Source organism: Butyrivibrio sp. XPD2002, assembly GCF_000423945.1.
Classification (GTDB): Bacteria; Bacillota; Clostridia; order Lachnospirales; family Lachnospiraceae; genus Butyrivibrio.
Map to the genome: position 1 here is coordinate 85,791 of NZ_AUIY01000008.1, position 15,121 is coordinate 100,911.

6 protein-coding genes are annotated in these 15,121 nt (G+C 37.9%); all 6 read right to left on the minus strand.

Annotated elements, in window-relative coordinates:
* Positions 1-3 precede the first annotated feature (3 nt).
* The gene (locus tag G587_RS0105670; RefSeq protein WP_026491444.1) at positions 4-3,519 is read right to left on the minus strand and encodes a sacsin N-terminal ATP-binding-like domain-containing protein; all 3,516 of its coding nucleotides are present in this window, start codon (positions 3,517-3,519) and stop codon (positions 4-6) included.
* A gap of 27 nt (positions 3,520-3,546) precedes the next feature.
* Positions 3,547-7,137, minus strand: a complete 3,591-nt coding sequence (locus G587_RS0105675; protein ID WP_026491445.1) for a helicase-related protein — start codon at positions 7,135-7,137, stop codon at positions 3,547-3,549.
* A 23-nt stretch (positions 7,138-7,160) separates the two neighbouring features.
* Positions 7,161-10,061, minus strand: coding sequence for a DEAD/DEAH box helicase (locus G587_RS0105680; protein ID WP_026491446.1), 2,901 nt, complete (start codon positions 10,059-10,061; stop codon positions 7,161-7,163).
* A 3-nt stretch (positions 10,062-10,064) separates the two neighbouring features.
* Positions 10,065-12,164, minus strand: a complete 2,100-nt coding sequence (locus G587_RS0105685) for a site-specific DNA-methyltransferase (RefSeq protein WP_026491447.1) — start codon at positions 12,162-12,164, stop codon at positions 10,065-10,067.
* 3 nt (positions 12,165-12,167) lie between these two features.
* Positions 12,168-14,243, minus strand: a complete 2,076-nt coding sequence (locus G587_RS0105690) for a site-specific DNA-methyltransferase (protein ID WP_026491448.1) — start codon at positions 14,241-14,243, stop codon at positions 12,168-12,170.
* 99 nt (positions 14,244-14,342) lie between these two features.
* Positions 14,343-15,119 carry a radical SAM protein gene (locus G587_RS0105695; RefSeq protein ID WP_026491449.1) on the minus strand — a complete coding sequence of 259 codons (777 nt, stop codon included), beginning with the start codon at positions 15,117-15,119 and terminating at the stop codon, positions 14,343-14,345.
* Positions 15,120-15,121 lie beyond the last annotated feature (2 nt).

Below are 15,121 nucleotides of genomic sequence, written 5' to 3' on the forward strand. Positions count from 1 at the left end.
TCTCTACATCAATTGAATCAATCCTTTTGATAGACAAGCTTCTATAGAGTATTTTGTTTCCTTTCCCGCCTTAGGACCTTTTTCAAATTCAATACCAAAATATTTACCATCACAAGATTTCACTACCCCAAATCCTTCAGATATGTGACGAATACGTTTACCAATATATTCTTTGTAAACATCTGTACCTGCATGTACCTCTTCAGCTTCGAAATCATCTACAATAACCGTTTTCTCTGGTATATCAGAATCACTGGTTCTCACTACCGGTTCCTTATACTCATCTGCCGCATCCTTCAAAGCCATCAATTCTCTAATTTCCGCAATATGCGTTTGCGTAAACCAAATAGATTCATTTCCAAATTGAATCTTTACAGGATCATTTGAATTAATATCCTGCTCATCAAGATTGTTAATATCTTCAAGAAACTCTTGAAGATCATACTCGTCAGATCTCATTCTCCTGTACTCTGAAGCACAATTTGGGCACATACAAAGATACATAGCATCCAGCTCTTTTTCCATACCAGTTGAAAGTTGACATTTCTCGAAAGTTGCCACTGGTTCATGGCACATCTGACAAGCATATTTATATGAGCCTTCTACTCTATACATACTTCTAAGATATGCATCTATTTCACTGTCCGGCTTGCTAACGCGAATCTTTCTTACCTTATACTCATACTTTACAGGGCTAGCAAATACCAATACCTCAGCCGCATGCTTTCGTAACGAATCCCAGTTCTTTACCCTTGCAGACGGGAATTCAAAGTATTCCTGTGGAGTATATCCTTGTGAAGTATCTGCTGTAGTAACACCAGTTCCATAGTTTTTTTCAAGATCAGTAATAGATATTCCAAATCTCCGCCTCAGCTCTATTTCAAAGAACTGTTCTTTTGTTTCATCATCAAGCTGGTCATAGTCTTTCGCAGCTTCCTCCAACTGATCTTCTTCACTTTTTGCAAATCCTAGAATCTCATACAAATCTGATTCAGGCTTGACGTCTCCATATAGCTGCGGATGTAAATCTCGCTTTGTTATTTCCTTTTGCGATACCAATTCTCCAGACTCAGTAAACAGCCACTTTCCATTCCAATTCATTCCATAATATTTATGTTTTGGGCCGTCCTGTCGAAGCTTTGTAACAATATCTGAATATGTATTAGGTATATTTGGTGCACTACCTCCAACATATACTGTACCTGAAAGCATGGTTTCGTGGTTCTGTAAAAAGCGATATATAAAGCTTGACTTTGCCATTGAATCAGGTGCCTTTGGATGACTTGAAATATACTCAAGCACAGCATCAATCTTATCCAGACTCAATTTCCACCTAAAATTCTTATATGTTGTCCATTCAGGTTGTCGCCCGGGATTTCCTGTATAATACTCTCCATTAGTCTTATCAAGCCCCGTTGCTACTTCCTCAACAACTCCCATAATCTTTAGCTGATCAGAATCAATTTCTTCAATTTTATAGAACTCAGAATCAACATATGGGTAGCTAATGATATGCGAATAATACTGTTCTATACTCATACCTTCAGCGTTAACTGAGAAAAGCACTTTCTCTTTATTTGGATTTACATATACCTTTTGACCATCCTTAATGCACCTTAATTTAAGATATGTCTTTATAAGATTAGTAACTTCTTCGCGATAATCACTATTTCCACGGTAATGCAATAGCCTCTTCAAATCGGTAACATGTTGATCATCCGATACTTCTTCTCCGCCCTCATATCGCTTCTTAAAATCACGAATAAAAAATTCATATTCATTTGGCTTTTGAAGATTCAATATCTCTGTAAAGAAATGACGACACCTCTTTAAAATGTTCTCATCCACAAAAAAAATATCATCCATGCCCTCGGTATTAGAACTTGGAAGAAAAACATTAGGAAGATATGATGCATTTTCATATCCTCGATAATAAAAGGTATTCTGATTGCTTCCATCACTCTTACGATATGGAGCCACAAAATCCCCCTTTGATGTCTTAACAAACTCAGCTGTCAGCATATTAGAACCTCCTCGTTGTTTAGAGAAAGCTGCTGCTACTGAGTCATACATGTTATATAGTTTTACAAGCCATTCATCATCTCTTTTCGGAAGAAAGGCTCTGTTATTATTGAATGAATTTCTTAAGTTTTCTGGACGTATAACCTCAATATCTAATACATCTGTCAAAAATTCATATAACGCTTTATAAGTTTTGTTTGTTTCAGTTAAAAACGTCGGAAGCCAATGGTATTCAGTACCATCATCTAACAATTCTGTCAGTAGTTCCTCGGTCAACACTTCAGCAAAATCAGAACCTCTCGCAATTTTCACAGAATCAGCTGATGCATATGTACCATCCTTACACAAAAGAAGTTGTTCTTCTTTCATCATCGCTTCTGTTTCAGAAAACATACATTCAAAAAGAGGTGCACTATAAAAGACTTCACTATCTACCGGAAGTATATTTAAAAAGCTAAAATTAAGTTTTCCAGAATCCCGCAATTCTATTACACTGTCACGCAGCAATGATGATGTCTGTTCAGCTAAATCAATGTTATCTTTATCATCTGCCGGAACGCTGCTTCTGTTAGGCGTAGTACGATAAGGGCCTTGTACAATAAACTTAAGCTTGCTCTCTGTCTCAGTCGGAAAATATACAGAAATATAAGGAGACTTAGAAGGAGAAAATGTATATTCCCCCTTCTCGTCAACCATAACCGAAAAAGCGATATCTATAGTTCTTCCTGCCTGAATGCCCGTTACATTTCTGGAAAACACAAGGTAAGAGACCTCTTCATTTTCCTTTTTTACCCCTGTTTCTCCTATAGCTGAAACTAACGAGCAATGATCATTTATTTCTACCTTATCCAATAAATAAGATCCACTTGTTTTCAATTTTGGAAGTTCTATTTTGTAATCTATAGATTGAAGATTTTTCATGAACAAAAGTGTCGTAATACCAAGATTTTGCAATCTTTTAGACAACACTTCGTTCAGTTTCTCTTTTGTTGTAAAACCAGAAAAAGTAAACCCTACACTATATGGAAAAACGAATTTGGTGGTGTATCCTAAATCCACATCCTGATCTTCAATATCCACCGGGTGTGTAAAATCCTTAATTTCTACTGCAAATTGATGGTATCCTGCATCTTGATCAGACTTACTTGGATGGCTATATAAACGCACAGTTTCACAAATACCAAAAACAGATTTAAAACCGACTCCAAATTCGCCAATCTGATTAAGATCATCTGTCTTATCAGACTTACCAATATCACATAATCCCTGCAGATTATCCATGGAAAAAGGATGTCCATCATGCAAAACCACTAGTTTGTCTGCATACTGTTCGAACTTTATTTTTGTTGCTCCTGCGTCCTCCGCATTCTGCAAAAGCTCATACACAAAATGAGACTTATCCGTATACAACTGAATGATTCTTTCCAGTGCACGACGGAGCATACCGTCCTTATCCTGGCGCTGTAAGACCTGATCAGCAATAGCCATCTTTGCCATTATCAACACCTCCTGTGTAACGTACCCTTAGCTAACTACGTTTAGAATTCCATTTGCAATCAATGTTGTATGTATATCGGTTTGCCCAACCTTTTTTCTGATTTCTTCAACTTTAAGCTCATAGTTTTCAGTAGCAGACTCCAGTTCACTAGTGTACATTCTCCTAATACTTTCACTACTGGTGTCCTGGATTTTCTGCTCTAGCGATCTCTTTCTATTTCTGAAATTATTTGACAAACTTTCTATCTTAAATGTTGAAGCATTCTCGGCCTCTTTGATCTCAGAAGCTTTTTCATCAATCCATAACTTTACCTGTTTCTTTTCCAATGCATCCCAATCTGCCGGATCTATCTTAACTGCTGTTGCTCCGCTCTGAGATTCCTGAAGAATTTCCGGAAGTTCAGAAGCAATTACATCATCGTCACAAACAACAACCAGCTTGAAGTGCGGACTGATTCCAACATAGCTCCATGCATAAACAGAGAAATGATAGTCCCCACAAGGCAAATCTTCTGTTGCATACTGTATTCGAATATATGCCTGTTCGTTAGATGCAAAATAGGCTGCCGCCTGTTTTGCCAAAGGATGCATAGCAGTAATAAAGAAAGCATCCCTCTTTTTCTCTGCAGTTTCAGAATCAAACGTAATTGAATGTATAGGAGCTTTACCCTTCAGATATACATCCCATGCTTGTCGTACTGCATTTCTTCCACTTGGAAGTTTACGAAAATCATCGCGAAGTTCTGCTCTCGCAACCGCAGATAATCTAAGCTGCTTCACTTCACCTTCACCAAGAATATAGCTTCCTTGTCCAAGTCTCCTATATAGATATTGTTCTATCAATATCTGAAGACTCTTCTGTGTTAACCAAGGATTCTCAGCATTATGAATCTCCTGAGAAGTCATATATTCTGATAAATCAAATCCAAAGAACTCCTTCTCTTCTTCTTCAAGACGGTCTATTTCTTGTATTCTTCTGACTTCATTATCAGCCATCTGTTCTAGCTTTATTTTTCTTTCTTCATCTGTAAGAGATGCATCCAGAGCTATACGATCCAACTGTGTAGCAATATCACCTAATATTTCTTCACATTCGCCAATACTGCTTTCAAAAATTCCGATACGCATCAGACAACGGTAGTAGATGTCTGCATCTACTGTGCCGTTAGTAATCATATTGTAAATACCAACGGTCTCACTTTGTTGTCCACGCCTATCAATACGGCCTATTCTCTGTTCTATTCTCATCGGGTTCCAAGGTAAATCATAATTGATCATCATGTCGCAAAACTGATAATCAAGACCTTCAGAACCGACTTCAGTAAACAACAAAATATCGATGGCATCATTGTCAGCTTTGGGTAATTCAAAGCGTTCTCTTAGATTTTGTCTCATTGAATCCTTTACGCCACCATCAACTTGAGCTACTCTAAGACCAGCTTCTTCCAATTTTCTTCTCAAATACCCTAATGTAAAACGGAATGTGCTAAAAATAATTATCTTATTATTTTCCAGCTTTTGTTTTTCAGTAATTGCTTCCATCATCTGATCAAACTTTGGATCTTCTTCTGGAAGATTATCTGCCATGGTCAAAAGATTTTGAGCTAAAACCTCTAACGCACTAGCATCAGATCCTTCAAAAACAAATCCCGGAGAATCCATATCAGGATCATCTTCCAGCTGCTGGAATCTTCTACTAATAAGATCGCGAATATGCGGTGCTAATCCAAAGATACAACTTGCTGCCTGACGTTTAATAGTAGACATCATAAAAGGAATAGACCTTGCACTGCCATGGAGCTGTAATAAAGCATTAGATTCAAATCTTAGCAATTCATCATGAAGTTCCTGCTGTCTAGGCGTAAAATCCACAGCAAGCGTATATGGTCTTCTCATACAGAAATCTTGAATATCCTTCCTTCTCGTACGGTTGATCATAGAATTAAAGCTATGCAAGCTTTCAGCATCAGATATCAGTTTTACACGTTCTTCACGTGTAATCTTTTCTTGCTGCAAAGTTTTAATCATTTCTCCATATGTTGGATTTGCAGCAACAACATTTTCGCCCCACTGCGTTTCTAATACCCCTTTTAATGCTTCTGTTGCCTGTTTCTGCCAATTATTATCAGCTTTTCTCATAAAGCTTGCAGCTTCTGAAATATGAGCATTGGGCCTGGACATCATATTAAAAGTCTGCTTATCAATTACAATATCTGGGCGCAAAACATTTAAAAGTGTAAAAAGATCATCATCACTTGTCTGTAACGGAGTAGCCGTTAACATAACAACAGCATCTGCATTATCACAGAAGTATTTCACGCATTTATACTCAAATGCCTTTTCTTTCTCCATACTTCCGTTGCGGATATGATGAGCCTCATCAATGATAACCAAGTCAAAATGCGGTGCTGGATCTAAGTCCTTGAGTCCAAAGCTATGCTTCTTCTTTGTCGTTTCTCCCTCATATGCTCTACTGTCCAAAATAGAATATGGCATAATAGTCTTACTGAATCTGATAGGCCACTCTCCATCTCTATCGGTATCAGAAATAATCTGACGAAGCATTGGACCATCAACTGGTACAAACTCTTCATCAAATCGCTTCATTTCCATTTCCCACTTACGCTCCGTAACAAGCGGTTTTGGGCATATAATTAAAACATTTTCTAGCTCACTTCTAGCCTGAAGCTCTTTAATAATCAGACCTGCCTCTATAGTTTTACCTACACCAACACTGTCCGCTATAAGAATACGTGGTTCATCCGCATGAATCATTTTAAGTGCTGGTCTAAACTGATAAGGCACAAAATCAATTCTTGCTGAATTTAAGGAATAAAGCTCATTCCCTGATGGATTGTTAATTTGATATGCAGTGAGATAACTTCTGAACGTATTTATATCCACCCAGTTATAGGATGCTTTTTCAACGTACAAAGCAATCTGTCCGGAGTAAAAAGTCTTGAAGTTTCCATCTATAAAAACATCATACTTTTTGGTATCTCCTAAATCGGTGATTGACATAACTATGCCCTTAACATCAGGACTTCCAGTCAAATAAACAAGACTTTTTTCATTTATTTCATTTTCATCGACAACCTCAGGTTCAATAGTAGCTTCAGAATTTTCTTTTATTTCCTGTGCAAAGGACGAAAAATCAACCGTCGAAGGAGATTTAACCTCTTCAATCATTCTGTCAACTTCATTCAATAACTCATCTTCACACTCTCTTTGTTCGAAGAAATCATGTAATGTAGCCAGATCAGCAAGAATAGCATCCTTTCCGGGAAGCATAGCGCTAACATGCGCCCAGTTATTGCGAACACGCATCATATCACGAATGCATTCTCTCTCCCTGGTCGGAAGGAATGCAACGTTGCGCATCTCATACCAAGATTTGTCAGCAATGCGCAACAATGCAGCAAGATCAAACTGTCCAAGTTCTGTAAAGCCACGTTCTCTAGCCATCTCTGCCTGATTATAGCTAAGTTTTGCAATAACACAATCATCCCACCATGCATCCGATGTTTTGGGAAGTTGCTCTCCTAACCATTTCGCAAGAATATTGGCAGATGTATGTAAAAATGTGTTCATCCTGCTTACAATCTGGTCATTATCCATCTTGAAGCCTCCAATCAAATCATTTAATCCATAAAGAATCCATCTGTTTCAAAAATATGATCGAGCTCATCATTTGTCATGGCATGGGATACTTTATCACGCACCAAACTCTGCGCCATATCAAGTCGCTTAAATCTATTATGTCCTACCGCATCCTTGGCCATTCGTATCAACTGAATACGTCCCACTCCTGGATTCTGCCTAGCATATTCTGCAAATCCCCTAGCCTTTCCAAGGTTATCAATTCTAGTTGGATCGTGTGGTTCCAATATATCTATAATATATTCACCATCACTGTCCTTACGAATAACTATAAAATCCGGGAAAGCTGGCTTCTGCTCATTTCCCATTTCATATGGAATGCACAGTGACCATGGCTTTCTTGGAGGATTTCTAAACCAACATACATAATCATTTTGCTTCTGCTCTTCGAGCAACACGCCTTCTTCCCAGTTGTTTAGATTAATACGTGCTTTTCCTTGATCATTCACAAACAGATGGTCTTCATAGTCTTTTCCATTTATTTCCCTAGGAATACTGATGGTTTCTGGGAGACGGAAATTGTGCTTACTAACAATATCTCCATTAGACACAATGGAATCATATTGCTTGATAAACTTTTCATCTAAACCTACTATCTTACGACGATAATTATCATTCAAACTATGAAATGTCTTCTCTGCATAAGATAGAAGTCTTTCATAACAATCATCATTTGCTGCAAATAAAATAACATCAATCTTATAAGAATTTGGATCATTCTCATCAAAATAATACTGTCCGTACTTATTTCCAACGCCTTCATTTCCAAGTTTTGTCTCAGCACGACGAAACTGTCGATCAATGTCTACATCCGTGGTTGACATGAATTGATGAACAATGTTGTCATCAACACTTTCACCAAAAACATCAAATACCTGCGACTTCATCTGAAACTCCATGACTTTTTTAGATAAATCGTCATATTTGCCATCTCTTTTCAATTCACCAACATATTCGCGGATCATCTTTATGATTTCTTCCAAAACATCATCTGTAGCATCCTGGTACTTTCCAGACTGCCTGAGAAGGCGCGCTAAGCTGTATAACGAATTCAGATAGTTACTGATTCTTACGTTTCTGACATCATAAGACAATAGACCAGAATCATTGATAGCTTTCACTACTCCTTCTCTATCCAATGGATCTATGAACGTTTCCTGTACATATTCCTGTTCTCTTTGTGATGAATTACTTGCCTGTACTGGAGCACCTCCATTGTTCGCTGACGTTGTACTGTCATCTTTTTCGGTTGTCGTTTGATTCCGGGTTACTGCTGAAGGATTCGCAATTGTACTTTGTGCGTCTTCGCTCCCATAAGATGCAGGCATCTCGCGGACGCCAGAAACAGTTTCCGTTTGTCCACTATTACCGTATGAAACAGCTCCTCCATCATGTGATTCCATTGGCTGAGTTCCGCCCTGCTGATCAAATAAGGACATCTGCCCTGGATAAGCCGTTGAATAGCGAGCACCTCCGTCATTAGATGTGCTTCTCGGCCTAACGGATAACGTATCCATAACTTTCGTATCTAATGATTCGCCATAGATATCAGCAGGAATATCACCGCCCTCCGCATTCTGTAATTCCTCCACAACTTCCTTTACCGTATCAGAATTAAAGTATGGCAGATAAAGATGCACATCATTCAGTGTTTCATCGACCTGAATATGCATCTGCATAGGAGTACGGATCATACGTCCCAAAAGCTGTGCAATATATGTTGCATCTGTTGCATGGCGGAATGACATCATCGTCTCCGCTCTAGGACAATCCCATCCTGTTGATAAACTTTCCTTAAAGAAGACCACTCTAATTCTCTTATCTTCTGCAATTGCTGACGGAGCTACATATGGCACATTCAATCCATTAATCTGAATTACATTATTAGCATCACCAAATGTATGAACCACTTCTCCTTCTTGGAAGCGTATACCAATTCTTTCTTCAATCTTCTGAATGCAATCATCTAGATCAGTTGCAGAAATTGATGAAGAAGTTGCATTCTGTACCTGAATAACCAAGACCGGATTTACATAAGCATAATGCTGTTCATAGCAATACTGATACCAGTGATCCCACTTATCCTTCCATTCATCAGCTGCTGCCTGTAGAACTGCCATATCTTTGTTTCCGGCGTTGTCCTCAGGATAAGAAATGACAATACGATCTTTCAACAGCCCTGATGCTCTGACCTCATCTGTTGTAACAACTACAAACTGCGTATCAGAGGCAATTCCCTGTACTAGAGTATTAAATCTCGCAGATGTCGCAGACATGCCTATGACCACAGGCATTGCTTCGATGCCATCCTCTGGACTTCCTTTGAGGAACTTCTGCATTATTGTTGTTGCACGTCCTGCTTCACGGCCCTGCATTCCACGATGGGCTTCATCTATAATAAAATACAGATGATCGCTTTTTTCACGTGCTGTGTTTGCTAAAGTCTCCCATATAGTATACTGACGACTATCCGTGTGCTTTGTCAGATTGGAACTCTTTCCAAGTTTCTGCGTATTAAGGAAATAAATATGACCATCATCAAACATTTCCTGGTCAAAAGAATCATCCTGAACTGTAACACACTGCCCCAAACGGATTTTGTCAGCCTTTAAATCTATTTTATCTTTCGACTGCTCGTTCAACTGTGGTGAATCCGAAAGCCACACAATAATAGCCTCCGGTTGTTCTGGATATACCTCATCTCCAAAAAGAATATTTTCTATCAGCGCTGCCATAATAATTGTTTTTCCCGCACCAGTGGGAGCTGTAAAGGAAACAACCTGCTTTGAATGTGTGCGTTCATAACGATACACTGCTTCTGCTGATTTTAATCTAAGTTCACTTAATGCTCTTTTCTGAAACGGAAATAATTCTGCTTTCATAGCTTACCTCCCTGTGTTTATTCTGAAATTATCAAGATAATCTCTATAAAGCTGAAATGTGTTTCTGTTCTCGTATCCAGCGATCATTTCACGATATCCTGCCTCAGAATCAGTAACAATATATATTGTTTGAATTTCCGGATAACCTTTTATTTTTTCATCAAATTCCAGATAATGCTTATCATCAACTAAAATTGCAAATCTATTTTCAGGAAGTATAATCATGGATTTCTTTCCATCCTGTAATTGAGGGCACCTACCATGAGCACCTGCTTTCAGCCACAGAATTGGAATCATCTTTTCTAGTTGACGTCCTAAAGCTATAGAGGTCTTATCCAAAAATCCCAACTTAAAAAATGCTACATTTGACTTAAAGCCATCCGCCATAGGTTTATCACCGACCAAATAATTACCTTTCAAAGCTTTCCCCTTAATGTCAATTCCTTTTATTGAACATTTGGTTCTTGGCCAAGTTACATATTGGGCGATTCCTAATTTTTCCCACTCATCGTCTCCCGGTACATATCCTTGTTTTAAAAGATTTTTCGCTTCATCTTCTGAAACCTCATTATTGGTAACCATAATACATCGCCGATGTCCGCCGTCCTCGGAATTAATCAAATTAATCGCATGCAAAGTTGTACCAGATCCTGCAAAAAAATCCACAATTAATGCGTTAGGTTTATTAGCCACAAAGAATCTAATTGTGTCATACTCTGAATAGACCGACTTAGGATATGAAAAGCGTTTTCCAATAATTGAAGAAAGCAAAACAGATCCATAAAGGCTTGCATCATGTGATTTTCGATTCCATACTGATTTTGCAGAATTGAGTTTATCCTCTTTTCTCTCTAGAATAACTGCACCTTTTTCATCCTTTCCAATTATTTCAACACTTCCTTCTGAGATTTCATTCAAAATTCCCTGATTTAAATAATTAATAGACCACTGTCCCAGTTTGTTTTTCCGGCCCAATTTTGCTGTTCCATCCTCTATCGCTTTAACAAATTTGGGTCTACTCAATTGCCAGCACCCCTCCACATTATTAGCATGCATGGGCCATATCGCAACACAGCCAGCTGGAGTGGTAATGTTATCTCTACTATTTCCTTTCCCAGGCGGATAACCTACTGATTCTATAACTTCCTTCTCTTCATTCACAAATATTGGATAAAAACAGTTCTCTGAATGTTCACGATGAGAATTACTTCCTCTTCTTAGCATTCTTGCCCATGGAATAGCGTCACCTGCGTTTTGTGCATAGTTCCCCGTCATTTCGAAGTCTAACATGCTATCATTCGTTAATGCAGGCTTAGAATCTCCTAATTGAATAAAGAAAATGTACTCTTCTACTCTTGAAAACTGGTTTATTCTTGAAACACCTTTTGCATTTATTACATCTGTAATCATTTGAATGTTCGCTTCTGGAAACAGTTCCTCCAACAAGCATCCAAGATGCAGATACTCTTTTTCATCAATTGTTATGATTAGTACAGAGTCCTTGGGATTCAAAAGCTTTTTCGCTAAACGCAACCTCTTCTGTATCATTGATAGCCATTTACTATGACGATATGAATCAGCTCCGTCAACGTAATCATTGTTATACTTCCAATCTCTTGCACCAGTATTGTAAGGAGGATCTATATAAATGCAATCCACTTTACCAGCATATAGGTATTCTAAAAGCTGTAGTGCATGGTAATTATCTGCTTCTATCAAAGAATGCCACAGATCACTTTCATCGCTATTGCAAATAGAATCAATCGGCTTAAGATAAGGATAGATAGGTTCTCCAAATTCGGCCACACAGACTAATTCTTCAACCGGAATTTCATCCATAACTTCTGTTACCTTGTGATAGCATGTAGCAATACCATCTTTGATAGAGCTCACTTCATACATCTCGCTTACAGCGCCTGCTTTCTTAGCAACTACAGCCCCCTTCTTGACCGGAATGTCATAAAGAGGCGTACATTCTGGCAAATGCCCTTCAAACACCAGCCCAAATTTCTTTGTTTTAGACAACCTATTTATCTCCTGCTCCAGTCTAGCTCTCAAAGCTTCATCTTGTACTTGTGCCAACAAGTCATGAATTGCAGCCATATATTATCTCCTAACAATTATTCTAAAATTTTCTAAATAATCACTGTATAGCTGATATGTTGTTAAATATTCATAACAAGAACTCATCTCCCTATAGCCTGCGTCAGAATCCGTGACAAAAAAAATGACTTTTATATTAGACGAAATCTTTTGTTTAAACATCACAAATTCTTTTTCATCATTAAGAATTGCAAATTGATTTTCTTCGAAAATATACATCGAGGAGACTTCTTCTATAGAAGGGCATCTTCCTATTGAACCAGCCTTTAACCACAATACCGGAATAAGTTCTTTTAACTGTCTCCCCAATGCCACAGTATTTTGATCTAAAAAACCAAGCTTAAAAAAGGAAACATTTGATTCCAAGCCATCTGAAAGTGCCCTTTCCGTCAATAGATATTCGCCTTTAAGTGGAATTCCATTGATATCTTCGCCTTTCACGCTGCAAACTGTTCTAGGCCATGTTATATATCTCGCAATACCATATGACTCCCATTCTTTATCACCAGGCTTAAATCCTTGCTCTAATAAAGCTGCGGCCTCATTCTCAGATACCTCATTATTTGTAATACTTATACATCGTCTTTTTCCATCATCTAGACAATTCATCAGGTTTACAGCATGCTGTGTTGTTCCTGAACCTGCAAAGAAATCAACAATAAGAGCATCTTTATTTGATTTCACAACGCTATATATTGAATCTAACGTAGCATATACAGATTTCGGAAATGAAAACTTTCTTTCCTTACCAATAATTGAAGAAATCATATTCGTTCCATATGAGCCTGCATTATGACGAGTCCTATACCAAACTGTTCGAATTGCCTGTGCATGTGAATTAGCATATTCAACACTTACTATTCCTGTATCCTTATCTCGACCAGTGATAACAACGTCTCCGCTCTCTATCATTTTCTGAGTTTGACTGCTCAGATATGTAACGCCATATGTGTTCCGTTTTTCATCATATCTGCCAATCTGAACATATCCCTTGCTTACTAGTTCTCTAAAAGTCTCTGCACCAACACTCCATCTCCCCAATGTCCCATCTGTTCTAACTGGCCATATTACAGGGTGTCCGTCTACTGGTGAAAAATCAGGTTCTTCCTCAAAAGGTAATGCTTCTCCAACTTCAACAACCACTCCTTTTTTTTCATCTATATAAATTGGATAGAACATGTTTTTTCTATCTGCTCTTGTTGAGCTAGGGCCTGATCTAAGCAAAGATTTCCAGCGAACTGATGTGCTAGTTTCAACTTCACCAATCATTGGGTCATCACCTGCTTGAACATATGCTTCCTTAGCAAAGCAATATATTGCATATTCCTCGATTCTTGAAAATCGACCTTGCGAGGCACCAGAAGGGCTTGTAACATATGTCACCATCTGGATGTAATACTCCGGAAACAACTGATCTAATAGCATTCTTAAACGATGAACTTCATGTTCATCAATAGTAACTATCAAAACTCCAGTTTTAGGATTCAGAAGTTTCTTAGCAATAATGAGTCTTCTTTCCATAAAAGAAAGCCATTTACTATGTCTATATTCATCACTTGAATCAACATAATCATTATTATATTTCCAATCTTTTGCACCTGTATTATATGGTGGATCAATATATATACAATCAACCTTTTCCGCATACAGATACTCTAATAACTGCAATGCATGATAATTGTCAGCTTCTATCAAAGTATGCCAAAGGTCACTAGTCGGTGCGTTGCATATACTATCAATAGGCTTTAGATATGGATAAATTGGTTCTCCAAATTCAGCCACACAGACTAATTCTTCAACCGGAATTTCTTCCCTTTCTTCTGACACTTTGTGATAACATGTTGCAACATCATCATTTATTGAATATACTTCATACATTTCGCTAATTGTTCCAGTTTTCTTTGCAACCGTAGATCCCCTCTTAACTGGAATATCATATAGTGGTACACACTCGGGCAAATGTTCTTCAAATACCAGTCCAAACTTTTTTGTTTTTGACAGTCTATCTATTTCATGCTCCAGCCTTGCCCGCAGAGCCTCATCCTGAACCTGCGCGAGTAAATCGTGAATAGCAGCCATGTGAATTCCTCCTACTTATGTTAACTACCGTAAATGCCTGTTACCGACATTACTAGACATTTCATTTAATAATTTATGTTATACACGAATATGGAATTATTACTTTGTAATCGTTTTTTCTTTTATATGACAATCAATATTATGACTATCGCAGAATAGTAATACCTCTTCTGCTTTTTCGTTATAGAATCTCTTATGCTCTGGATAACCGCTTGAAACTTCCTTAGAATAATTCGTCCTTCCAAAGATAATTTTATCCACAAAGCTTACTGCTTCCAGAATCTCTCCAAGACTCTGATCTATAAGATTTGGAGTAGGATATGGTTCTATACTCACCCATGTCTTGCAACCTTTTTCATGAAGTATTTTAATTGCTTTTAGTCGGTCTTCATAACTAGCTGCCCCCGGCTCAACTTGTCTACGATACTCTTCGTCCAAAGAAATGAGAGTAATCCCATATTCGTTTTCTTTTGAACAATCTGCCAATTCCTCTGGCAGTATTCCTTTTGTCAGCACAGTGCATTTAATCCCTGCACTATTCATTTTTTTAATAGCATCGATGCTCATCTTTTCAATCTGTGAATAGCCATACATAAAAGGATCTGTGGTAAAACATAGATGAACCGATTTTATTTTATTTTTTAGTTTTGGAATTTCCTTATCTAATAGTTCCAACGTATTAGAAACCAAATACGGTTTCCGCCATTCATCGTATGTTTTTATCTGCCCAAAACGTTTCTTTAAAGCGAAAGCATAACATGGATACTTACATCCATGAGCACATCCTTGCACGTAGTTAATTGTATAATCTCCGTATTCAACCCCCGTCTTATATAACATTGATTTTCGTGTTATAAGGCCTTCAACATTTGGCATTA